This window comes from Embleya sp. NPDC025285, from assembly GCF_055558835.1.
The window spans coordinates 1-21,797 of record NZ_JBVHLU010000017.1; the positions used below are offsets into that span (position 1 = coordinate 1).

At 70.5% G+C, this 21,797-nt stretch carries 20 protein-coding genes; 5 read left to right on the forward strand and 15 right to left on the reverse strand.

Annotated features, from left to right (window positions below):
- Nucleotides 1–103: 103 nt before the first annotated feature.
- The gene (locus ACZ4FV_RS13680; RefSeq protein WP_395868353.1) at nt 104–1,171 is read right to left on the reverse strand and encodes a CNNM domain-containing protein; all 1,068 of its coding nucleotides are present in this window, start codon (nt 1,169–1,171) and stop codon (nt 104–106) included.
- Entirely contained in the window at nt 1,168–2,595 is a 1,428-nt protein-coding gene (locus ACZ4FV_RS13685; RefSeq protein WP_395868351.1) for a hemolysin family protein, read from the reverse strand. Before ACZ4FV_RS13685 ends, ACZ4FV_RS13680 begins: the two co-directional genes overlap by 4 nt.
- A gap of 547 nt (nt 2,596–3,142) precedes the next feature.
- Here ACZ4FV_RS13685 and ACZ4FV_RS13690 point away from each other — a divergent pair.
- A complete protein-coding gene (locus ACZ4FV_RS13690; RefSeq protein WP_395868349.1) occupies nt 3,143–3,346 on the forward strand; it encodes a hypothetical protein in 204 nt (67 codons plus the stop codon).
- 126 nt (nt 3,347–3,472) lie between these two features.
- On the opposite strand, the gene ACZ4FV_RS13695 is transcribed toward ACZ4FV_RS13690, so the two are convergent.
- From ACZ4FV_RS13695 to ACZ4FV_RS13730, 8 genes are all read right to left on the reverse strand, one after another.
- The gene (locus tag ACZ4FV_RS13695; protein ID WP_465322685.1) at nt 3,473–4,123 is read right to left on the reverse strand and encodes a LuxR C-terminal-related transcriptional regulator; all 651 of its coding nucleotides are present in this window, start codon (nt 4,121–4,123) and stop codon (nt 3,473–3,475) included.
- Entirely contained in the window at nt 4,087–5,400 is a 1,314-nt protein-coding gene (locus ACZ4FV_RS13700; RefSeq protein WP_395868345.1) for a sensor histidine kinase, read from the reverse strand. The genes ACZ4FV_RS13695 and ACZ4FV_RS13700 overlap by 37 nt, the downstream gene beginning before the upstream one ends.
- 125 nt (nt 5,401–5,525) lie before the next feature.
- A complete protein-coding gene (locus ACZ4FV_RS13705; RefSeq protein ID WP_395868343.1) occupies nt 5,526–6,266 on the reverse strand; it encodes an alpha/beta fold hydrolase in 741 nt (246 codons plus the stop codon).
- Nucleotides 6,267–6,425: 159 nt separating this feature from the next.
- Complete coding sequence (locus ACZ4FV_RS13710) at nt 6,426–7,565, reverse strand: magnesium and cobalt transport protein CorA (RefSeq protein ID WP_402230042.1); 1,140 nt, start codon at nt 7,563–7,565, stop codon at nt 6,426–6,428.
- A 170-nt stretch (nt 7,566–7,735) separates the two neighbouring features.
- A complete protein-coding gene (locus ACZ4FV_RS13715; protein WP_395868339.1) occupies nt 7,736–8,632 on the reverse strand; it encodes an SDR family oxidoreductase in 897 nt (298 codons plus the stop codon).
- A gap of 5 nt (nt 8,633–8,637) precedes the next feature.
- The gene (locus ACZ4FV_RS13720) at nt 8,638–9,417 is read right to left on the reverse strand and encodes an enoyl-CoA hydratase/isomerase family protein (protein WP_395868336.1); all 780 of its coding nucleotides are present in this window, start codon (nt 9,415–9,417) and stop codon (nt 8,638–8,640) included.
- 129 nt (nt 9,418–9,546) lie between these two features.
- Nucleotides 9,547–9,921: a VOC family protein gene (locus tag ACZ4FV_RS13725; protein WP_395868334.1), complete on the reverse strand. Its 375-nt coding sequence runs from the start codon at nt 9,919–9,921 to the stop codon at nt 9,547–9,549.
- 39 nt (nt 9,922–9,960) lie between these two features.
- Nucleotides 9,961–10,836, reverse strand: a complete 876-nt coding sequence (locus ACZ4FV_RS13730; protein ID WP_395868332.1) for an acyl-CoA thioesterase — start codon at nt 10,834–10,836, stop codon at nt 9,961–9,963.
- Nucleotides 10,837–10,854: 18 nt separating this feature from the next.
- Between ACZ4FV_RS13730 and ACZ4FV_RS13735 the strand changes: the two genes are divergently transcribed.
- Nucleotides 10,855–12,138, forward strand: coding sequence for an MFS transporter (locus ACZ4FV_RS13735; RefSeq protein WP_395868330.1), 1,284 nt, complete (start codon nt 10,855–10,857; stop codon nt 12,136–12,138).
- Between the two features lie 49 nt (nt 12,139–12,187).
- The gene (locus ACZ4FV_RS13740; RefSeq protein WP_465322686.1) at nt 12,188–12,442 is read left to right on the forward strand and encodes a hypothetical protein; all 255 of its coding nucleotides are present in this window, start codon (nt 12,188–12,190) and stop codon (nt 12,440–12,442) included.
- Nucleotides 12,443–12,735: 293 nt separating this feature from the next.
- Here ACZ4FV_RS13740 and ACZ4FV_RS13745 read toward each other — a convergent pair whose 3' ends face one another.
- Nucleotides 12,736–13,704 (reverse strand): helix-turn-helix domain-containing protein, encoded by a 969-nt coding sequence (locus tag ACZ4FV_RS13745; protein WP_395868328.1) that lies wholly within the window; start codon nt 13,702–13,704, stop codon nt 12,736–12,738.
- A 340-nt stretch (nt 13,705–14,044) separates the two neighbouring features.
- Nucleotides 14,045–14,365, reverse strand: coding sequence for a hypothetical protein (locus ACZ4FV_RS13750; RefSeq protein WP_395868326.1), 321 nt, complete (start codon nt 14,363–14,365; stop codon nt 14,045–14,047).
- Nucleotides 14,366–15,434: 1,069 nt separating this feature from the next.
- On the opposite strand from ACZ4FV_RS13750, the gene ACZ4FV_RS13755 reads away from it, so the two are divergent.
- Nucleotides 15,435–17,060 carry a TROVE domain-containing protein gene (locus ACZ4FV_RS13755; protein ID WP_465322687.1) on the forward strand — a complete coding sequence of 542 codons (1,626 nt, stop codon included), beginning with the start codon at nt 15,435–15,437 and terminating at the stop codon, nt 17,058–17,060.
- Nucleotides 17,061–17,107: 47 nt separating this feature from the next.
- Here the strand turns inward: ACZ4FV_RS13755 and hpnH are convergent, their stop codons facing one another.
- Complete coding sequence (gene hpnH, locus ACZ4FV_RS13760) at nt 17,108–18,112, reverse strand: adenosyl-hopene transferase HpnH (RefSeq protein WP_395868322.1); 1,005 nt, start codon at nt 18,110–18,112, stop codon at nt 17,108–17,110.
- Between the two features lie 139 nt (nt 18,113–18,251).
- On the opposite strand from hpnH, the gene ACZ4FV_RS13765 reads away from it, so the two are divergent.
- A complete protein-coding gene (locus tag ACZ4FV_RS13765; RefSeq protein WP_395868320.1) occupies nt 18,252–18,860 on the forward strand; it encodes a TetR/AcrR family transcriptional regulator in 609 nt (202 codons plus the stop codon).
- 70 nt (nt 18,861–18,930) lie between these two features.
- On the opposite strand, the gene ACZ4FV_RS13770 is transcribed toward ACZ4FV_RS13765, so the two are convergent.
- Both ACZ4FV_RS13770 and ACZ4FV_RS13775 read right to left on the reverse strand, forming a co-directional pair.
- Nucleotides 18,931–20,400 (reverse strand): penicillin-binding transpeptidase domain-containing protein, encoded by a 1,470-nt coding sequence (locus ACZ4FV_RS13770; protein ID WP_395868318.1) that lies wholly within the window; start codon nt 20,398–20,400, stop codon nt 18,931–18,933.
- Nucleotides 20,397–21,773: an FtsW/RodA/SpoVE family cell cycle protein gene (locus ACZ4FV_RS13775; RefSeq protein WP_402230053.1), complete on the reverse strand. Its 1,377-nt coding sequence runs from the start codon at nt 21,771–21,773 to the stop codon at nt 20,397–20,399. Before ACZ4FV_RS13775 ends, ACZ4FV_RS13770 begins: the two co-directional genes overlap by 4 nt.
- Between the last annotated feature and the right edge of the window lie 24 nt (nt 21,774–21,797).

Consider the following 21,797-nt stretch of genomic DNA (forward strand, 5'->3'; position numbering starts at 1 on the left):
ACCCACCCCCCCCCCCCCCCCCCCCCCCCCCCCCCCACCCCCCCCCCCCCCCCCCCCCCCCCCCCCCCCCCCCCCCCCCCCCCCCCACGCTCGCTGATGTGCGCTATGCCGCTCGGGCGCCCAGGACGCTGCCGAGGAGGTCGTCGAGGCCGACCAGACCCAGGAGCGTGCCGTCGGCGGCGTGGACCAGGGCCAGTGACGCGCGGCGTTCCTGGAGGGCGGCCACCGCGCGCTGGATCGGGGTGTCCACGCCGAGCGTGAGCACCGACGTGGCCAGCTCGCCGGCGGTGTTGCCGGAGGTCTGGGTGCGCGACGTGAGCACCTTGCGGATGTGCACGACGCCGAACAGCGTGCCGTCCTCACCACGCACCAGCAGCCGGTTGCGACCGTTGCGACGCGACATCGCGACGATCTCGTCCGGCCCCGCGCCGGCCGGCACCGAGTCGATCTCGGCGGTCGGCACGACCAGTCGGGCCAGCGGCTCGGTGTGCGTGCGCAGCGTGCCCGACAACACGTCGTGCGACGAGCTGTCGATCAGGCCGAGCCGGCGGGACTCGCCGACCAGGCGGCGCAGGCCCTCGGCGTCCTTGGGATGGGACAACTCGTCCTTGGGGTCGATCCGGGCCAGGCGCAGGATCGCGTTGCTGACCCCGTTCATCGCCAGCAACAACGGCCGCACCACCCGGGTGTAGCCGCGGAAGGACGGCGCGAGCACGAGGGCGACCTTCTCGGGGCCGGCGATCGCCCACGACTTGGGCGCCATCTCGCCCAGCACCATGTGCAGGATCACCACGACCACCAGCGCGATCGTGAACGCCACCGCGTGCCCCGCCGCGGCCGGCATGCCGACCGCGTCGAAGAGCGGGTCGAGCATGGTCGCGATCGCGGGTTCGGAGACGATGCCCAGGCCCAGCGAGCACATCGTGATGCCGAGCTGGGCGCCCGCGAGCATCAGCGACAGCTCGCGCACGCCGGCCAGGGCCGACTTGGCGCCGCGCCTGCGCTCGGCGACCAGCGCCTCCAGGCGGTGCCGGCGCGCGGCCACCATCGCGAACTCGGCGGCGACGAAGAACGCGTTGCCCACCAGCAGGGCGGTCGTGATGGCCAGTGCCGGCAGCAGGCCCAGCTCCAGCGAGCCCAGGCCGCCACCGGAGGCCAGGGTCGGGGTCATGCGGTCACCTCGGTGTTGCGACCGGAGCGCCGTTCGGCACCCCACTCGGATGTGTTTCGGGGGAACGAGGGGGCGGAGGTCAGCACGCGGACCCGGACCAGCGCCGGCACGTGCCGTTCGACCTCGAGCACCTCGATCTCGGTGTAGCGGATCGGTTCGTCGTCCTCGTCGGCCGGCCGCCCGGCGCGTACCTCGTCGGGGTCGGGCACCCTGATCCGGTCGCCCACCTCGGGCAGCCGGCCCAGGTGCGCGATGACCAGACCACCCAGCGTGTCGTACGGGCCGTCCGGCAGCTCGGCGCCGACGATCCGCTCGGTCTCGTCCACGCGCAGACCCGCGTCCAGCCGCCACCAGCCGTCCTCGGGCTCGGTGTCGACGGGGTCCTCGTGGTCGCTCTCGTCGGCGATCTCGCCGACCAGTTCCTCGGCCACGTCCTCGTAGGTGACGATCCCGGCCAGGCCGCCGTGCTCGTCCAGCACCACCGCGAACTCCTCGTGCGCGGCCCGGAGCTGTTCGAGCAGCGAGGCCAGCCCGGCGGTGTCCGGGACCAGCAGCGCGGGGCGCGCGATGGATCCGGCGCTCACGTGCGCGGCGTCCTCGGGCGCGACCTCCAGGAGGCAGGCCACCCCGACCACGCCCAGTACGTCGTCCACCCGCTCGCCGACCACCGGATAGTGCGAGTGTCCGCACTCGGCGACCAGGTCGATCAGCTCGGCGGCGGTGGTCTCGGCGCGCACCCGGACCACGTCCGGTCGCGGCACCATCACCTGGTCCACGGTCAGGTCGCCGAACGCGATCGCGCGGCGCAGGATCCCGGACAGGTCGGGGTCGAGGTCACCGTCGCGGCCGGCCTCGTCGACGATGTGCGCGAGTTCCTCGGTGGTGGCGCCACCGTGCAGTTCCTCGACCGGTTCGATGCCGATCGCACGCACGATGCGGTTGGCCAGCGTGTCGAACAGGCGGATCAGCGGCCCGGCGACCTTCAGGTAGATCAGCGTGGGTCGCCCGAGCAGGATCGCCACCCGCTCGGGCTCGGCGATGCCCCAGTTCTTGGGGACCAGCTCGCCCAGCACCATCTGGATCGCGGTGGCCACCGCGAAGCCGAGGATCAGGGAGATCACCGGGACGGCGCCGCCGGGGACGGCGATCAGGTCCAGGAGGGGGGAGATCACCGCCGCGAGCGCGGGTTCGGCGATGAAGCCGACCAACAGGGCCGTCACGGTGATGCCGAGCTGGGCACCGGACAGCATGAACGAGAGCCGCCCCATCACGGTCATCGCCCGGGCCGCCGCCTTGTCGCCGGATTCGGCACGGCGGCGCAGCAGACTACGGTCGGCCGCGACGTAGGCGAACTCCTGGGCCACGAAGAAACCGGTACCGAGGGTCAGGACGACGATCGCGGCTATGCCAAGAGCCGCGGTCATGAGACCGCCTCCCGGACGTCGCGGCTTCGATCACAGTCTCGGGAGGGACCGGTACTAGGGGGGTCCGTCTCTTGGGCGGACACGCACGCTCCTTGCTCAACGGGTAATTCAGGGTCAAAACACTTACCAGGCCGAACGTATCATCGCGTGCGCTTGTTCCCCGGGCGCGGGCGGGGAAGCGCGCGCGGAGGGTCGGATTCGAACCGATAGCAAAAGATGCTTGGCTTTCCGCCCCCCGCCATGACAATCTGTGCTTCCTCGAACACCGTGTGGTGATCAGCCCTCGTCGAGTACGCACGACCCGCGTACTGCGGCGAGGGGAGTACGCGCTCGCCGCGCCTCCTGCCGCAGGTGTCGCGAAGTTCATCCGTACGGGGGAGCGACCCGCGCCTTCCCGTCCGGAAGATTGGTACCGGGAACCCGCACCGCCGCAATGACGTTGACAACATCAGACGGGGGCAGCGTGTACGACAGCAGCCCTGATCCGGCCGACGCCGGCTCGCCCGAGGTGCCCGCATCGGACCTCCCAGCGCGCGAGAAGGAGACCATGCCTCGCACACTCGACGACTACGCCGTGTCGCTCGCCGCGTTGAAGGCCTACGACATCACCGGCGTTCGTCCACGCGACCTCCGCCGATTCCGCGATTCGGGCGAACTGCCGGACGGCGTGCCCGAGGCCGTCGTACTGCGCGCCCAACGCATCGTCGAGGAGGAACGGGACCGGCTGTTGCGCTTGACCACCGGTTCGTGAGCACCCGCCCCAATGCGCCGTACGCTCGTGCGGGGTGAGAGCGATCCCACACGGCAGCCCCGGCCGCCCGTGGCCGCGTCCGGTCGCCGTCCTCGATCACGCCGGCGCGCAGGCCCCGTCGGAAGTTCAGCCGCTCCCGTTGAGGTAGGCCAGCACCGCGAGCACGCGCCGATTCGTCTCGTCCGACGTGTCGATCGACAACTTCGCGAAGATGTTCGTGGTGTGCTTGCTGACCGCCCCCTCCGAGACGAACAGCCGGCTCGCGATCGCCGCGTTCGAGCAGCCCTCCGCCATCAGCTCCAGCACCTCGCGCTCGCGCGGCGTCAGTTGGGCCAGCGGTTTGTCCCGCACGTTGCGGGCCAGCAGCTTCGAGATCACCTCGGGGTCCATCGCGGTACCTCCCGACGCGACCCGGCGTACCGCGTCCACGAACTCGTCGGTGTCGAACACGCGGTCCTTGAGCAGGTAGCCGACCGCGCCGGTGCCGTCCGCGAGCAACTCCCGCGCGTACAACTGCTCGACGTACTGCGACAACACCAGGATCGGCAGCCCCGGGACACGCCGACGGGCCTCCAGGGCGGCCTGGAGGCCCTCGTCGGTGAAGGTCGGTGGCAGCCGGACGTCGACCACCGCGACGTCCGGCTTGTGCTCCACCAGTGCCCGCAGCAGCTCCGGGCCGTTGTCCACGGCGGCGACGATCTCGAAACCGTGGGCCTGGAGCAGGCGGACCAGACCATCCCTCAGGAGGGCGAGGTCTTCCGCGAGGACAAGTCGCACGGCAGCTCCATGATCACAGTCGTCGGGCCGCCCTCGGGGGAATGCAGGGCGAGCGTCCCGTCGAATGTATCGAGTCGGCGCTCGATGCCGCGCAGACCGGTGCCCTTCATCAGGTCGGCCCCGCCGACGCCGTCGTCGGTGACGGTGATCCGCAACTTGCCCTCGGTGTACGTCAGATCGATCTCGACGTGTTGTCCACCGGAGTGCTTGGCCGCGTTGGTGAGCACCTCGGTGACCGCGAAGTAGGCCGCGGACTCCAGTGGGAGCTCGGGCCGCGCGGGCAGCGAGACGCGGACGTTGACGTCGAGCGGACTCTCCAGCGCCACCGCGCGCACCGCGTCGCCCAGGCCCCGGTCGGAGAGCACCGGCGGGTGGATGCCCCGGACCAGATCGCGCAGTTCGTGCAGGGCCTTGGCGGAGGCCGCGCGGGTCTCGGCGAGCAGCACGCGGGCCGCCTCCGGATCGCTGTTCATCAGCGCCTCCGCGGCGCCCAGGTTCATGCCCATCGCGACCAGGCGGGCCTGTGCGCCGTCGTGCAGATCGCGCTCGATCCGGCGCAGCTCGGCCGCCGAGGCGTCCACGGCGTCGGTCCGGCTCTCGGTCAGGTGCTGCACCCGCAGAGCCAGCGCGGCCTCCTTGGTGGGGGCGAGCAGGGACCGGTTCCACAGCGCGTTGACCCGCGCGAACCACGGTGCCAGGGCGAGGCCGAGGCCCATTTGCACCAGGCCCCACGGCACCGACAGGCCGGCCCGCTGCGAGCTGTCCACCTTGATGAACGTGTACCACTGCGACTCGACGTGCCGGTAGGCCACCTCCCACAGGAAGGGCATCAGCACGCCGTGCAGACCGTTCATGATCAGCATCATCGGGAAGCACGCGAGCAGCAGGCTCGACGGCAGGTACAGCAGTGCCCAGAGCAGGTCCCGCCAGGTGGCCCCCTCGGTGATCGTGCGCCGGGTGCGCCGCCACAGCCCGGTCACGCCCCCACCCGCCGGCAGCTGCCGGTAGGGGGTCGCGATCGGGACGCCGGACCACGAGCCCATCGCGGTCCGGGTCAGGTTGGCGGTGGCGCGCAGCAGCAACATCAGCGGCAGGAAGAACAGCAGGCCGACGCCCAGCGGGATCAGTGTCATGAACACGACGCAGGTGATGAACAGCGCGAGGGTGGGAACGGAGAGGAAGACCAGGATGAAGCCGTGCCACGCCGACAGCAGGGCCCGACCGAGCCGCCAACCGGTCGCCGGTGGGTCGCCTCTGTGCGGCGTGAGCGTGCTCATGCGGGTTCCTCCCGTGGATGTGCCGTGCGCTGCTGGTGTCACCAGTGTCTCGGGCGACGACCGTGCAGGTCACTGGGGTGGCACCCCCGCGCGGGGTGGGCCTGGGCCCACCCCGCGGGTACGGGTCAGCCCGCGATCTCCGCGAGCAGTGCGGCCAGTTCCTCGGGGCGGGAGAACATCGGCCAGTGGCCGGTCGGCAGGCCGTGCACGCTCTTGACCTCGGCCGCCGCGAACTCCGCCATGAACGGGTGGCCCTGGGCGAGCATCGCCTCGACCTGCTCGGCCGGGAACATGCAGGTGATCATGTGCGCGGGCACCTTGAGCCGGGCCGCGTCGCCGACCTGCTGCGGACTGGCCGCGACCGCGTACGGCTGGGCCACCGCGTGCGTGCGCAGCGTCTCCAGGTCGGCCGGGGTGATCCCGTCGAGCATCGCGGGCTCGGCCGCCGGGTCCCAGGGGTAGGTGTAGCGGCCGTCGCCGCGCTCGGCCACCTCGGCCTCGATCCGGGCCCGCTCCTCGGGCTCGGTCAGGTCCAGGAGCGAGGTGCCCTCGGGCACCGGGCCCGCGTCCACGTAGACGATCCGGGCGATCCGGTCCGGGATCCGGCCCAGCGCCTCGTACCCGGTGAACGCGCCGCCGGAGTGGCAGACCAGGACCACGTCGCTCGACTCGCGCGCGGTGATCTCGGCGACCAGGGCGTCGGTCTGGGTGGCGAGGTCGATCCCGGTGGCGTCGGCGCCGTCGGCCGCCAGGCCCGGCAGGGTCACCGCGAGCACGTCGTGTCCGGCCGCGCGCAGCGGCTCGGCGACCCGGTCCCATGCCCACGCGCCGAGCCAGTAGCCGGGAACGAGAACGATGTTCGCCATGGTGGTGCTCCTCCAGTGGTGGTTCGGTGTGCGTTGTTGCGTGTCACGTTCGTGCGTGTCGCGTTCGTGCGTCCTTGCAAAAACGATCCTGGACCGCATACCTGACAGAACGCGACAGGTTTGTCGAAGGAGTCGTGACCGATGTCGGGTCCGGCGCGGTCAGAGCCAGTTGCGGCGCTTGAAGACGACGTAGAGGATCACGCAGACCAAAACCATCAGGCCGACCGCGAAGGGGTAGCCGAGGGTCCAGTGCAATTCGGGCATCTCGTCGAAGTTCATCCCGTACACGGTGCCGATCAGGGTCGGCGCGAACAGGATGGCGGCGTACGCGGAGATCTTCTTGACCTCCTCGTTCTGCGCGTTGCTGGCCGCCGTGAGTTGTCTCATCTCCTCGTTCTGGGCCTGGGTCACCACGATCGCGTTGACCCGCATGATGCCTTCGAGCAGCGACCGGAAGCCCGCCACCCGCTCCACGGCGATCGTCGCGTGGTCCTGGACGTCGCGCAGGTAGCGGCGGAGCTCCTGGTCCACGTGGTACTTGTCGAAGCCGGTGGACAGGTCGGTGAGCATGAGCAGGAGCGGTCGGGTCGCGCGCTGGAACTCGATCACCTCGCGGGAGAGTTCGTAGATGCGTCGGGAGACGTTCGGGGCGCCGAGGAAGGCCTCCGCCTCGATCTCGTCGATGTCGTTCTGCAGGCCGCCGACCACCGGGGCGTAGGCGTCCACGACGCTGTCCAGGATCGCGTACAGCACCGCCTCCGGGCCCTGGCGCAGGAGTTCGGGGCGGTCCTCGGCCCAGCGGCGGACGGCGGACAGGTCCGGTGATTCGGAGTGCCGGACGGTGACCACGAAGTTGCCGCCGAGGAAGACGTGCAGTTCGCCGAAATCGACCTCCTCGACGTCGTCGAGGTAGCGGGCCGCGCGCAGGACCACGAACAGCGTCTCGCCGTAGCGTTCCAGCTTGGGCCGCTGGTGGGCCACGATCGCGTCCTCGATGGCCAGCGCGTGCAGGTCGAACTCCTCGGCGGCGGAGAAGAGTTGGCTCTCGGAGGGGCGGTAGAGCCCGATCCAGGCCATGGCGCCGGGGCGGGCGTGCAGTTCGCGGTAGGTGTCGGCGAGGGTGGTCGGCGAGGCGACGCGGACGCCGGCCACGTAGATCGCCGCGTCGATCAGGCTGTGCTCGACCGGTGCCGGTTCGGGGACGTCCGCCGCGCGCGGGTCCATCGAGCGCTCGGGCGGCTCTTGCGATCCGGGCACACCGTGTCTGCGGGCGCGGAAGGGCAGACGCCGATCGGGCATGCGGGGCTCCGAGACACTGGGCGGCGATGGGCACGGACACGACGTCGGGCCGATCGCGCCAGGGAATCGCGATCGACCCGACCGTCGTATTGTCCATTTTTCCGCGCAGATATGACGTATTTATGCCATTTTGCGCCGTGCCACCGGGTGCGTCGGCGCCCGGGTCGCGCTCACGGCAGTTCGAACGGGCCCTTGCCCATCTGCTGCCGCACGGTGACCACCGGCGGGTTGACCAGGCCGCGGCGCTGCCAGTTGGCGCCGTCCACGACCAGCGTGTGGCCGGAGACGAAGCGGGCGTAGGGCGAGGCCAGGAAGGTCGCGGCCCAGCCCAGCTCGCGCGGCCGGCCGACCCGCATGGCGGGCTGGCAGGGGTCCTTGTCGTGGGTGCCGGCCAGATTCCCCTTGATGTCGGCGGTCATGTCCTCGTGCGGGAACAGGCCCGGGACCAGGCCGTTGACCTGGATCCCGTACGGACCCCACTCGACGGCGAGGGTCTCGACCATGTTCTTGACGCCCGCCTTGGCGGCGGCGCTGTGCGCGAAGCCGGGGCCGCCGGTCCAGGCGTAGGAGGCGCCGATGTTGACGATCGAGCCGGGCGTGCCGGCCGCCAGATGCCGGCGGGCGAACTCGCGGGCGCAGAAGTAGGTGCCGTTGAGCGTGATGTCCACGACGGTGCGCCACGCGTTGGGCGACATCTCCTCGGCCGGGACCGGGAAGTTGGCCGCCGCGTTGTTGATCAGGACGTCCGGCAGGCCGAACGTGTCGACGGCCGCGTCGAAGGCCGCCGCGATGTCGGCCGGCTCGCGGATGTCGCAGGCCACCGTGCGCACCCGTGCGCCGGTCTCGGCCAGCGCCTCGCGGGCGGCCTCGAGGTGGTCCTCCTTGCGGCTGGCCACCACCAGGTCGGCGCCCAGCCGGGCGAACTCGATCGCGATCGCCTTGCCCAGGCCGGTGCCGCCTCCGGTGACGAACACCGTGCGGCCCGTGTACGTACCGGCCGGCAGCGCGGCGGCGCCCGGGGCGGGTGGTTCGGGCAGGCCGATGATGCCGTCGGATGCCTCGGTCATGGGGGTCAGCTCCCGGTGTAGTGGGCGGGCCGGCGTTCGGCGCGGGCGGCGCGGAACTCGGCGTAGTCGTCCGACTTGTTGACGAAGGTCTGCGCGATCAGTTCCTCGGCCATCGAGGCGCGCACGGCGGGTTCGGCGAGATGGCCGAGCACGCGTCGGGCCATCTTGATGGTCACCGCCGGCGCGGCGGCGATCCGCTCGGCCATCTCGCGCACCGTGGCGTCCAGTTCGTCGGCGGGCACCACACGCGAGACGATGCCGTGCGCGTACGCCTCGGCGGCGTCCATCGGGCGTCCGGTGAGCACCAGGTCGGCGGTCACTCCCGGGCCGCAGATCTGGAACAGCCGACCCACGCCGCCGGTGTCCGGGATCACCCCGTGGGTGGTCTCCGGCAGCATGAACCGGGCACCCTCGGCGGCCACCCGGATGTCGCACAGCAGCGCGCGCTGGAAGGACGCGCCGATCGACCAGCCCTGGCAGGCCACCAGGACCGGCGCGGGCAACTCGAAGAGCTGCTGCACGCCGCGATGCCCGCGGGTCATCAGCTCGTGGTGTGTCAACTCCACCCGGTGCCCGCCGATCGAGGACACGTCCCGACCGGACGAGAAGGACTTGCCCACCGCGCGCCAGATCACCGCGCGCACCTCGGGCCGCTGCCGCAGCTCGCCGAGGATCTGCCACAACAACCGGTCCATGTCGTCGTCGAACGCGTTGTGCTTGTCCGGGTTGTTGTTGGTGATCGTCGCGATCGGGCCGTCGTAGTCGAGAAGCACCTTGTCCGCCATGACACCCTGGGATATCCCAACCCCGCGCAGGAATCGAGGGGCACGGCGCCCGCGAGGACCGCAAGCGGGCAAGATCACAGCCGGCGCCTCACCGGCCCGCGAACGGGCCGGGGCGGCGGCGTGGGCGGGTCAGGGGTTGCGCTGGGTCAATCCGTAGAAGTTGCCCTCGTTGTCGCGGAAGGTGGCCCACCAGCCCCATTCCTGCTGGGCGGGCTTGTCCGGGAAGTCGATGCCCTTGGCGACCAGTTCGCGGTACGTGCTTTGGATGTCGTCACAGGTGAACAGCACGTTGTTGAGCGAGCCGACCTTCTCCATGTCGAACCGGTGGCTGAACAGGATCAGCGTGATGGCGTCGCCCGGGGCACGGACCTCGATCCAGCGCGGGCTGCCGGCTTCGCCCATCGGCGTGTCCATGACCTCCTCGAAGCCCATCTTGTCGACCCAGAAGCGCTTCGCCGCGTCCTGGTCGTCGACATTCAGCGAGACCTTTCCGACCTGCACCATGTGCACTCCCTCGGCTGGCGCCCCCGGCCCTCGGCGGCGCTACGGCCGGTGTTCGACCGGCTCGCCGAACAGTGCCTCCTGACTCACCGTCGCAAACAGCGCGCCCGACGCGTCGAAGAGCCGGCCGTGCACCGTGCCGTGCGCGGCGTGCAGCGTGGTGCCCTCCTGGTCGTACAACCACCAGCGGTCCGCGCGGAACGGGCGATGGAAGCGGATCGAGTGGTCCAGGCTGGCCCGCGGGATCCAGCGCCGGCCCAGGGCCTGCGCGTGCGGCAGCACCAGCGTGTCCAGGATGCTCAGGTCGGTCGCGTACGCGATCGCGCACGCGTGCAGCAGCGCGCGCTCCGGCAGATCGCCGTCGACACGACACCACAGCGCGTTGTGCGGCGGGCGCGCGGTGCATGTCTCGTCGGCCCAACTCGGCGGCTCGACGAAGCGCAGGTCCACCGGGTTGTAGCGGACCAGCCCGGGCCGGCGCAACGGGCCGTTCAGCGCCGCCAGCCGCTGCGCGAGGGTGGGCAGCGTGGTCGGGTCGGGCGCGGCGGGCGCGCTCGGGGCGTGCGCGAACGGCGTCTCGGGTCGGGTCACCCGGAAGGACGCGACCAGGTGTACGACCACCTTGTCCGCTTGGAGCACGTCGACCAGCCGATGGCTGAGCGTGCGGCCCTGGAGGGTGCGGGTGACCCGGTAGGTCAGCGGCAGCGTCGAGTCGGCCGGCCGCAGGAACGAGGTGTGCAGCGAGTGCGGCACACGATCGGCGTCGACGGTGGCCCCGGCGGCGGCCAGCGCCTGCGCGACGAGCCAGCCGCCGAAAACCCGAAAGGCGTCCGGATCAGGGCTTTTACCCTCGAATAGATCGGAGTTGAGTCGGGTCGGCTCAACTTCTTCGACGAATCGGGTGACGTCGCTGCTCATGACTGCTAGTACAGCAAGGTGAGCCGCGACATCGACGACGAGGGGCATGGTGGGCGCGTGGCGTGGGGTGCGGTAAAGGTGCTCGGGGACCGCAACGCGAGTCTGTACCTGAGCGGGGTGGTGGTCTCCGGCTTCGGCAGCAGCGCGATGTCGCTCGTCGCGGGAGTCTGGGCCAAGACGCTGACCGGCTCGGACAGTGTGGCCGCGTTGATGGCACTCGGGGTGTTCGCGCCGTCCCTGCTCGGGCCGTTGCTGGGCACGGTCGTCGATCGATGGCCGGCCAAACGGGTGCTCCTGGTCACCAACCTGGTGCTCGCGGTGTTGTTGACCACGACGCTGACCGTGCGCTCGGCCGATCAGGTGTGGATCCTGTTCGCGGTGATGTGTGGCTACGGGGTCGGCTTCGTGCTGCTGGACGCGGCCGAGTCGACCGCGCTCGCCGCCGGTGTCGCGCCGGGCATCCTGGGCGACCTGAACGGGATACGGCTCAGCGCCTCCGAGGGGATGAAGCTGATCGCGCCGTTGGCGGGCGCGGGTCTGTTCGCGTGGGCCGGTGGACACACCGTCGCGCTGCTGGACGCGGGCACGTTCGTGCTCGCGGCCGGCGTGTTCGCGCTGATGCGCTTCGACCGGCCGGTGCGGGTCGAGGTCGAGGAAAGCGGGTGGTGGAGCAGGACCACGGCGGGCGTGGGCTACCTGTGGGCGCACCGTCCGCTGCGCCGACTGGTGCTCTCCGGCGGCCTGGCGATGGTGGTGTCCGGGATCAGCGGTGGTGCCATCTACGCCGTGGTCGACCAGGGGCTCGGCCGCCCACCGGCGTTCGTGGGCGTGTTGTACGCGGCGCAGGGCGCCGGGTCGGTGGCGGTCGGGCTGTGCGCCGGCGCGCTGATCCGTCGGCTCGGCGCGCGCGGGTTCGCGGTACTGGGCCTGGCGCTGTTCGCGGTCGGGGTGGGGTTGCGCGCGGTGGAGTGGCTGCCGGTGGTGCTGGCCGGGAGCGTGGCGATCGGGTTCGGGCTGCCCGCGGTGCACGTGGCGGCGATGACCGTGCTGCAACGGGAGACGCCGGGGCATCTGGTGGGGCGGGTCGCGGCGACCGCCGGGACCCTGATGTTCGCGCCGACGGCGTTCGCCATCCTCGGCGTGGCGGGCCTGTTGGCGGTGGTGGACCACCGGGTGATCCTGCTCGCCACGGCGGTCCTGGGCGGCGTGGTCGCGCTGTACTGCGCGGCGGGTCGCGACGAGCGGGGGCCGGCCGGGGAGCAGGCGCAGACGGAGGAGGCGCGGGATTCGCGGCACGTGTGACGCACGCATGTCCTAGGTCGAGGGCGGCTTGCCACCTACGATGATCCGCATGTATGAACCGGCGGAAAATCCGGCTGAGCTGGTTGCCCTCCAGCGGGACCGCGACCACGCGGCCGACGTCGTCACGACGTTCGCGCGCGAGAACCCCGGGCGGCTGGACGCCGAACTGACCCGTCAGTGGTCGGCGGCCGTGCGGGCGGAACGCAACGCCATACACGCGCTGCACGCGCACCCGATGATGGTGCTGGGGCCGAACCGATTCAAGATCATGCGGGCGCTGCGCGCCGCCGCCAAGCTCACCTGACGACGGCCCGACCGCGACAGGGGCAAGAGAGCGTCGGGCCGGACCGCCGAAGGACGAAGGTTACGCGCCCGCGCCGACAACCGCTCCGGAGAGCACGCACCGCGCCGTCTTGGACGCGTCTTCGATGCGTTTTCGATGTTTCTTGCTTGAAACGTCTTGCGTGCTTTGGTGAATCGATGCCTCGATGTGCATCGATATGTCGGCGTGCATTGACGCGTCGGTGTATGCGTCGATGTGTGCGGCGGTGTGCCGGTGTGTCCGCGCGGCGACGACACCGCGTGCGCGGGCGGCCGTCACGCGGTGGCGCTTCCCGGGCAGAAGGTGCGGCGGTAGTTCTGCGGAGTGGTGCCGCGACGGCGCAGGAAGTGGTGACGCAGCGTCGCGGCGCTGCCGAAGCCGGAGCGTTCGGCGACGGCGTCGATCGGCAGGTCGGTCTCCTCCAGCAGTTCCTGGGCCAGCAACACGCGCTGCGCGGTGAGCCACTCGTAGGGCGTGGTGCCGATCTCCTGCTGGAACCTGCGGGCGAAGGTACGCGGTGACATCAGCGCGTGTTCGGCCATCTGATCGACCGTCACGTCCCGGCCCAGGTGCCGCTCCATCCAGGTGAGCGTGGCCTGGAGTGGGCTGCCGGACCGCTCGGGCAGGGGACGGGAGATGTACTGCGCCTGGCCGCCCTCGCGGTGCGGCGGGACGACCATGCGCCGGGCGATCGCGTTGGCCACGCGGGTGCCGTCCTCCAGGCGGACCAGGTGCAGGCACGCGTCGATGCCGGCGGCCGTGCCTGCGCTGGTGATCACCCGGCGGTCCTCGACGTAGAGCACGTCCGGCTCGACGACGGCCCGGGGGAACATGCGGGCGAGACGGTCGGTGTACTTCCAGTGCGACGTGCAGCGGCGGCCGTCGAGCAGGCCGGCCCGGCCCAGCGTGAACGCGCCGGTGCACACGCTCATGATCCACGCGCCGCGCGCCTCCGCGGCGCGCAGCGCGTCCAGGAGCCGGGGATCGGGCAGCGCGTTCTCGTCGTGCTCGGCGGCCGCGGGGATCGCGATCAGGTCCGCGTGCGCGACCCGGTCGAGGCCGTGTTCGGCGAACAGGTCGTAACCGGCCTTGGTGCGGATCCGGCCGGGGGTGACCGCGCACACCGCGAAGTCGTAGACCGGGCAGCCCTCCTCGCTCCGGTCGATGCCGAATACCTCGCACAACACCCCGAGTTCGAAGGGTGCGACGCCGTCCTGAACGATCGCGACCACGTTGCGCAACATGCGTCCAGCATGCCGGCAGTCGACCCCAGATGGCAGGATATTGCGCCCATCAGGCAGTCCTGCCACTCGATGTATGCGCAAGCATCGGGCAGTCTTGGGGCATGACGATTTTGGCGGTTTTCCTGGTGATCACAGTGGTTCTCGGTGCCCTGTCGGCCGTGGGGCGGTCGGCCGATACACGCGATGCGGACAAGTACCGGTCGTGGCACCACTGAGCGTCGCGGAGGTGCCTCCGCCGCGACGGGAGCGAATGACCGCGCGCCCGGCCCAAGGGACATGGGCCGGGCGCGCGGTGTGTTCCGGAGCGACCGGGAGGGCCGATCGCTCGCGAGCGCCTGTCTCAGTTGCGGCGCTTGAGTGCCCGCCAGACGAAGAAGATGATGATCGCGACGATGATGATGCCGATGATCCCGAAGATGAACTTTCCGGCCTTCTTGAAGAAGCCCTTCTTCTTTTTCTTCGACTTCGACTTCTTGGTCGGGTGGTTCTGCTGCGCGGCGGCCCGATGCGACGTGGTCCGAGCCGAGGTGTCCGCGACCGTCTGCACGCCGGTCGTGGTGAGCCCCGTGGATACCGACGTGGACGAAACCTGGCGAACCTGCGCCTGAGCCGGCGCGGACGCGGCCTGGGCCGGTACGGCGGTCAAGACCGCCGCGAACACGGCGAGCAGAATCGGACCGGCGAGACGCCGAAGAACACGATGAACCATCTGACAAGCCCCCATTTCAACCCCGCGGAACACGCGCCTCGCGGAGCCGCTTCGACCCCGTGGTGGGCCGATAGCGGCGCGAATCTACCCGACACGCCAGTTCTCACATGCCGGAAAGAGTCAAGATTTGGTTCGGACGCGACCCATGCGACACGTGTCAACGACGATTCCGGTACGCTGACGACTCATCAGGTTGTGGCAGCCCGGATGCCGGTGAGGGGTGTCCGGGCTTCCCAATCGACCTTTGCGGCGCGGGTGCCCTGCGCATCGCACTCACGGATGTCGTGTCTTCGCTCGCCTTGGCGGCCATCGCCCGGTGACAGGGGCTGCCCGGCGCGGGGTCCCTGCGGGCGGGCCTGAACGAGACGGTGCGGAGCGGCATCCCGAAGGTGTGGCCGCGCCGACGGATCACGGCCGATCACGGCTCGATGACTCAGGGTCGGATTCGCGCGCACGGCGACACGGTGGGCCGCACCCGTGGTCGTCCCGTCCCGGCGTGCCGCACGTGTGGCGGGAGGGGCTGTCGGGGGACCCGGCTCTGCCATGTGGGCTCTCGCCCGGGCCGGAAATTCCGTGGGCGGCTTCGGGGTTCGTGGCTAGGGTGATGATGTCCGGGTGCGCGGGCAGCGGTTACTTCTTCAAACCGAGTCCACCGTTGCCGCTTTGATCTCCGGATCTTTGGATTTCGACAATTTCATACGCACCTCCCGGTGCGCAGACGACGGTTCCTTCTGGATCTGATGGTCGCGGGTTCGAGTCCCGCTCGGCCGCCCGAGGGCGGCAGGTAGCTCAGATGGAAGAGCATCAGGCTGTGTCCGTCGTCGCTTTCGATCTCGGGAGGACGACGTCGTGGGGTGCCCGGTGCGCAGTTCGGGATTTCTTCCAGTTCCGGGTTCGAATCCCGGTCGGCGGCCCTCGGGTCGTCGGTAGCTCAAGGGTAGAGCGCCCTGAAGCCCGGCCGCCCTGATCTCGGGCACCCTCGCGACGTTCGACCCTTCCCCCACCCTCCGGGGGCCACCTCATGTCTCGCTACAACACCCGTTCGGCGCGCCCGCGTGCCGCCGATCCGATCACCACCACCGGCCGCACCACGACCCACGAGGGTGGCGCCGCCTATACCCGCGACACACGCGGCGAGTTGCTCATGCTCGCGGTCGTGAACATGGTCGGCAACGACACGTTCTACGAGAGCGCCGGTGTCCGGGACGACCGCTTCACCGCGCTCGTGCGCACCGTCGCGGTGGAACACCCGGCCTGGATGGTCGAGTTCGTGCGGTGGCTGCGTGGCGAGGCGAACATGCGCAGCGCCGCCCTGGTCGCGGCGGCCGAGACGGTCAAGGCCCGCCTGGACGCGGGCGCGCCGGCCGTACCCGGGTACTCGCGCCTGGTCGTCGACGCCGCGCTACAGCGTGCGGACGAGCCGGGCGAGCTGATCGGCTACTGGACCTCGCACTACGGCCGCGCCATTCCCAAGCCGATCAAGCGCGGTGTCGCGGACGCCGTCCGCCGCCTGTACGGCGAACGCTCACTGCTCAAGTACGACACCGCGTCCAAGGGCTACCGGTTCGCCGACGTGCTGAACCTGGTCCACGCCGCGCCCGCGGCGGACAAGCCGTGGCAGGGCGAGTTGTTCGGCTACGCGCTCGATCGGCGCCACCACCCGGACGAGGCCGTGCCGTCCGCCGCCCTGCGCATGGTGACGGCCAACGCCGGGTTGCGCGCCGCCGCGGCCTCGGACCCGCGGGTGCTGCTGGACGCGGACGCGTTGGCGGCGGCCGGCATGACGTGGGAGGACGCGCTGTCGCTCGCGGGGGCGCGGGTGGACAGGGCGGAGCTGTGGTCGGCCCTAGTGCCGTCGATGGGTTACATGGCGCTGCTGCGCAATCTGCGCAACCTGGACGAGGCGGGGGTGCCGGACCACGTCGCGGCACAGGTCGCGGAGCGGCTGGCCGACCCCGAACAGGTGGCCCGGTCCCGGCAGTTCCCGTACCGGTTCCTGTCCGCCCACCGCGCGGCGCCGTCGCTGCGCTGGGGGCACGCGCTGGATGTGGCGCTGAACGCGTCGTGCGCGAACGTGCCCGCGCTGACCGGCCGCACGCTCGTCCTGGTCGACACGTCCGCCAGCATGACGTCGCCGGTCTCCGCGCGCTCGCAGGTCCGGCACGTCGACGTCGGTGCGCTGTTCGGCGCGGTGCTCGCGCGCCGGGGCAACGCGGTGGACCTGGTCGGTTACGCCGACGGACACTTCGAGCACAGGCTCACCCGGGGCGGATCCGTGCTGCGCGACATCGAGGCGTTCACCGCGCGGATCGGCGAGGTCGGACACGGCACCGAGACCGTCGCGGCGCTGCGGGCGGCCTACCGGGGGCACGAGCGGGTGGTGATCATCTCCGATATGCAGGCGTTCGCCCACCCCGGATACGGCGGCCGCTCGTCCGGCGGGACCGGGATCTCGGTGTCGGACGCGATACCCGCGACGGTGCCGATGTTCGGGGTCGACACCACCGGCTACGCCGCGACCTCGATCGAGGTCGGTACGCCGAACCGCCACGAGATCGGCGGATTCAGCGACCGGATGTTCACCATGCTCGACCTGATGGCGCGGGGACGCGACGCCGGTTGGCCGTGGGAGCACGCGCGCGACTGAGCGCGGCGGGGTCGGCGGAGCGTCGTTCGCTTCGCCGACCCCGGTGCTCAGCCGGCGACGACCGCGCGCAGGCTTTCCTTGAGGGAGCCCATCGTGGCCAGGACGGCGGTCGGCTCGTAGCCGCAGTGGGCCATGCAGTTGTCGCAGCGCGGGTCCTTGCCGCGGCCGTAGTTCTCCCACTCGGTGTCGGTGAGCAATTCCTTGTAGCTCTGCACGTAGCCGTCGCCCATCAGGTAGCACGGCTGCTGCCAGCCGAGCAGAGAGTAGGACGGGATGGCCCACGGCGTGCACTCGAAGTCGCGCTTGCCCTCGAGGAAGTCGAGGAAGAGCGCGGAGTGGTTGAGCCGCCACTTCTTGCGGTTGCCACCGGCGAAGGCGGAGGCGAACAACTTCCGGGTCTGCTCGACGCCCAGGAAGCGGTTCTGCACCGGGGCCTTCTCGTAGGCGTAGGCCGGGGAGATCTGGATCCGGTCGACCTTGAGGTCGTCGTTGAGGAAGTTGAGCACGTCCACGATGCTCTCGGGGGAGTCCGTGTTGAAGAACGTGCTGTTCGTGTAGACCTGGAATCCGGCGGCCTTGGCCATCTTGACCGCGGCCACGGCCTCGTCGAAGACGCCTTCCTTGTCCACCGCCTGGTCGTGCTTCTCGCGCAGGCCGTCGATGTGCACCATCCACGCGAAGTTCTTGTTCGGCTTGAACTTGTGCAGGTGCTTGGGCAGCAGCACGGCGTTGGTGCAGATGATCACGAACTTCTTGCGCTTGAGCAGTTCCTCGACGATCTGGTCGATCTGCTTGTGCATCAGCGGCTCGCCGCCGGCCAGCGACACCATCGGAGCGCCGCACTCCTCGACGGCCGCGACGGCCTGCTCGACCGACATGCGCTTGCGCAGCACATCGTGCGGTTGCTGGATCTTGCCGCAGCCGCCGCACTTGAGGTTGCAGGCGAACAGCGGCTCGACCTCCACGATCATCGCGAACTTGTCGACCCGCTTGATCTTCTGCTTGACCAGATGAGTGCCGATTTTCACAGCCAGGTTCAGCGGCAGGCCCATGACCGTCGCGTCCTCTCTATCCCCGAACCCGGGGGCGTCGGCGTCCGCTGAAACTCGACTCGGCGTGGCGTCGTTGCCCGGGTGTGCCCGATGATGACAACATCTTCAACATACAGGCTGTACGTCACGTGGGGGTTGTATGGCGGTCACGCGTCGGGCACAACATGTCGCGGACACCCGCGCGGCCCTGCTGGCAGCGGCACGTGAGTTGTTCGCGACCCAGGGATACGCGCAGACCGGCACCGAGGAGATCGTGGCCAGGGCCCGGGTCACCCGGGGCGCGCTGTACCACCACTTCAAGGACAAGGCCGATCTGTTCCGCGCGGTGATGGAGACCGTCGCGGCGGACGCGGCCCAGACGCTGGTCGCCCACGAGATGCGTCATGCCCAGGACCACCCCAGCGAACCGTGGGATCAGTTGCGACACGGATTCCAGTCGTTCCTGGACGTGTGCACGACCGGGGACTTCCAGCGGATCGTGCTGGTGGACGGGCCGGCGGTGCTCGGGCCGGGGTCCTGGGACGCGCTGGTGGACGAGCACGGACACGGGCTGCTCGCGGCGTGGCTGCGACAGGCGATGGACAACGGCGAGATCGACGAACTGCCGGTGCCGCCGCTGGCCCGGTTGTTGGCGTCGTTGATCTCCGAGGCGAGCATGTACACCGCGCGCGCCGCGGATCCGGCGCTCGCGCGGCGCGAGGTGGGACAGGTCATCGATCGAGTGCTGGCCGGGCTGCGCAAGGGCTGACCGCTCGGGTGTGCCGGCCGGACTGCCGGAGGAGCCGACCGATCGGTGCTCGCGCCCTGTGGTCTCGTGGTCACCGCGCGAGCACGGCGGACATCACCGCCTTCGCGATCGGGGCGGCGAGGCCGCCGCCGGTGATGTCGGCGCGGTCGGCCGCGCCGTCCTCGACCACGACGGCGACCGCGACGGCGGGTTTGGCGTCGGCGTCGGCCTTGGCGTACGCGATGAACCACGCGTAGGGCACGGCCCGGTTGCGTTCGCCGTGCTGGGCGGTGCCGGTCTTGCCGCCGACGATCGCGCCGTCGATCCGAGCGTTGCCGCCGGTGCCGTTGGTGACCACGTCCTGCATCATCTTCTGGAGTTGGCGTGCGACCGGCGGGGAGACCGCGCGGGCCAGGGTCTCGTGGTGGGTTGCCTGCACGGTGCTGCCGTCGCCGCGGGTGAGTCGTTCGACCAGATACGGCCGCATCACGTCGCCGTCGTTGGCGATGCCGGCGGCGACCATCGCCATCTGGAGCGGGGTGGCCCGTGTGTCGAACTGGCCGATCGAGGACAGCGCTGTTTGCGGGCGGTCGGGGCTCCTCGGGAACACGCTCTCGGTGACCGCGACCGGGATGCGCAGTTTCGGGTCGCCGAAGCCGAACGCTTTGGCCTGACGGCGCATCACCTCGGCGCCCATGTCGACCCCGAGCTTGGCGAACACGGTGTTGCAGGACACCGACAGGGCGTGCCGCAGCGACGCGTTGCGGCAGCCGTTGGCCTCGTTGCCCAGGCGCGTCTGCGTTTCGGGCAGGGGGTAGGGGTCGGGTGATTCGGTCGGTTCGTCGGGGTCGGCGACCGTGCCGGAGCCGAGCGCGGCGGCGGCGGTGACCACCTTGAAGGTGGAGCCCGGGGGATAGGTCTCGCGCAGGGCCCGGTTGAGCATCGGGCGGTCGGGGTCGGTGTCCAGCGCGGTCCACGCGGTACGGGTCGCCTTGTTCGCGGCGGCGAGCCTGCCCGGGTCGTAGGAGGGGGTGCTGACCAGCGCCAGGATCGCGCCGGTGGTGGGGTCGATCGCGACCGCGGCGCCCTTGTTGCCGGTGCTCGCGAGACCGGCGAACGCGGCCTGTTGGGCGGCGGGCAGGATCGTGGTGGCCACATTGCCGGCGGGGCTGCGCTTGCGGGTGACGGCGGTGATCACCGGCCACGCGCCCAGGCGCGGATCGGTGCCGGCGAGCAGGTCGTCCTCGACGCCTTCGAGCAGTGTGGTCCCGTAGAGCTGGGACGCGTAGCCGGTGACCGGCGCGTAGAGCGGGCCGTCGGTGTAGCTGCGGCCGTAGGCCAGGTCGGAGGAGGCGTCCATGTGCGGGGAACCGGTGATCGGCCGGTCGGCGACCAGGATGTCGCCGCGCGGCTCCTGGTAGCGGACGATCTGCGGGCGGCGGTTGCCCGTCATGTGGTCGTAGGCGTCGGCCTTGTGCGCCTGGAGCCAGGTCGCGTTGCCGAGCAGTGCCAGGAGCAGCAGCAGGCAGAATCCGGCGGCTCGTCGGGCGGTGACGATCACGCGGGCACCTCCTCGGGCAGCGGGGCCGGTTCGTCGATCGGCGCGAGTGGTCGGCGGCCGCGGTCGCTGACCTTCATCAGCAGCGCGATCAGTGCCCAGTTGGTCACCACGGACGAGCCGCCCTGGGCGAGGAAGGGCATGGTCATGCCGGTGAGCGGGATCAGCGCGGTCACCCCGCCCGCGACCACGAACACCTGGATCGCCAGGACGGCGGAGAGCCCGTACGCGAGCAGTGAGCCGAACGCGTCCGGCGCGGTCAGGCCGGCCCGGAAGCCGCGCGCGACCAGCAGCGCGTAGAGCACGAACAGCGCGGCGAGGCCGGTGAGTCCGAGTTCCTCGCCGACCGTGGCGAGGATGAAGTCGCTCTTGGCGGCGAAGCCGACCAGGATCGAGTGGCCGAGTCCGAGTCCGGCGCCGAGCAGGCCGCCGGCCGCGAAACAGAACAGCGACTGGGCGAGTTGGCCCGGCCCCAGCCCCGCGTGGATGCTCGCGAACGGGTCCAGCCAATTCTGCACGCGAAGGTGCACGTGAGGTTCCGCGGAACCGACGACGAACGCGCCGAGGGCGATCAGGATCAGGCCGACCAGGATCCAACCGATCCGGGCGGTCGCCACGTAGAGCATCACCACGAACGCGCCGAAGTAGAGCAGGGACGTGCCCAGATCGCGTTCCAGCACCAGGATGCCGACCGAGGCCAGCCACACCGCGACGACCGGACCCAGGTCGCGACCGCGGGGCAGGTTCACGCCGCAGAATCGGCGCCCGATCATCATCAGTGTCTCGCGCGTGGTGGCCAGGTAGGACGCGAAGAAGACGACCAGGATGATCTTGGCGAACTCGCCGGGCTGCAATGAGAACGGGCCGAGCCGGATCCACACCTTCGCGCCGTTGATGGCCGGGAAGAAGACCGGGACGATCATCAGGAACAGTGCCACGGTGGCCGCGAGGTAGGAGTATTTACCCAGGGCGCGGTGGTCGCGCACGGCGATCATCACCACCGCGAACAGGATCACCCCGATGGCCGACCACATCAGTTGCGAGGACGCGGCCTGCACCTTCGGCGTCTCCAGATCGAGCCGGTAGATCAGCACCAGGCCCAGGCCGTTGAGCAGCGCGGCGATCGGCAGCAGCACCGGATCGGCGTACGGCGCGAAGCGGCGCACCAGAAGGTGGGCGACCAGGACCAGGAAACCCAGCCCGAGGCCGTACTTCGCGGTGTCCTGGGGAATGGAGCCGTGTTTGGCCAGGCCGACGTTGGCATAGGCGCAGACGGGGACCAGGACCGCGAAGACGAGCAGCAGGAGTTCGGTGTTGCGGCGCGTGGGCGGCAGGGGTTCCCCTGCTGCCGCCTCGCGCCGCCGCCATCTGGACATGGGCTCTGGAATGCCCACAAGTGA

What these genes read in the sequence shown, in the direction of transcription:
- ACZ4FV_RS13775 (WP_402230053.1), bottom strand. Translation starts at nt 21,773, where the DNA reads ATGTCCAGATGGCGGCGGCGCGAGGCGGCAGCAGGGGAACCCCTGCCG.
- hpnH (WP_395868322.1), bottom strand. Translation starts at nt 18,112, where the DNA reads ATGGGCCTGCCGCTGAACCTGGCTGTGAAAATCGGCACTCATCTGGTC.
- ACZ4FV_RS13700 (WP_395868345.1), bottom strand. Translation starts at nt 5,400, where the DNA reads ATGAGCACGCTCACGCCGCACAGAGGCGACCCACCGGCGACCGGTTGG.
- ACZ4FV_RS13745 (WP_395868328.1), bottom strand. Translation starts at nt 13,704, where the DNA reads ATGTTGCGCAACGTGGTCGCGATCGTTCAGGACGGCGTCGCACCCTTC.
- ACZ4FV_RS13740 (WP_465322686.1), top strand. Translation starts at nt 12,188, where the DNA reads ATGTATGAACCGGCGGAAAATCCGGCTGAGCTGGTTGCCCTCCAGCGG.
- ACZ4FV_RS13685 (WP_395868351.1), bottom strand. Translation starts at nt 2,595, where the DNA reads ATGACCGCGGCTCTTGGCATAGCCGCGATCGTCGTCCTGACCCTCGGT.
- ACZ4FV_RS13715 (WP_395868339.1), bottom strand. Translation starts at nt 8,632, where the DNA reads ATGACCGAGGCATCCGACGGCATCATCGGCCTGCCCGAACCACCCGCC.
- ACZ4FV_RS13705 (WP_395868343.1), bottom strand. Translation starts at nt 6,266, where the DNA reads ATGGCGAACATCGTTCTCGTTCCCGGCTACTGGCTCGGCGCGTGGGCA.
- ACZ4FV_RS13765 (WP_395868320.1), top strand. Translation starts at nt 18,252, where the DNA reads ATGGCGGTCACGCGTCGGGCACAACATGTCGCGGACACCCGCGCGGCC.
- ACZ4FV_RS13725 (WP_395868334.1), bottom strand. Translation starts at nt 9,921, where the DNA reads ATGGTGCAGGTCGGAAAGGTCTCGCTGAATGTCGACGACCAGGACGCG.
- ACZ4FV_RS13720 (WP_395868336.1), bottom strand. Translation starts at nt 9,417, where the DNA reads ATGGCGGACAAGGTGCTTCTCGACTACGACGGCCCGATCGCGACGATC.
- ACZ4FV_RS13710 (WP_402230042.1), bottom strand. Translation starts at nt 7,565, where the DNA reads ATGCCCGATCGGCGTCTGCCCTTCCGCGCCCGCAGACACGGTGTGCCC.
- ACZ4FV_RS13690 (WP_395868349.1), top strand. Translation starts at nt 3,143, where the DNA reads ATGCCTCGCACACTCGACGACTACGCCGTGTCGCTCGCCGCGTTGAAG.
- ACZ4FV_RS13730 (WP_395868332.1), bottom strand. Translation starts at nt 10,836, where the DNA reads ATGAGCAGCGACGTCACCCGATTCGTCGAAGAAGTTGAGCCGACCCGA.
- ACZ4FV_RS13680 (WP_395868353.1), bottom strand. Translation starts at nt 1,171, where the DNA reads ATGACCCCGACCCTGGCCTCCGGTGGCGGCCTGGGCTCGCTGGAGCTG.
- ACZ4FV_RS13755 (WP_465322687.1), top strand. Translation starts at nt 15,435, where the DNA reads ATGTCTCGCTACAACACCCGTTCGGCGCGCCCGCGTGCCGCCGATCCG.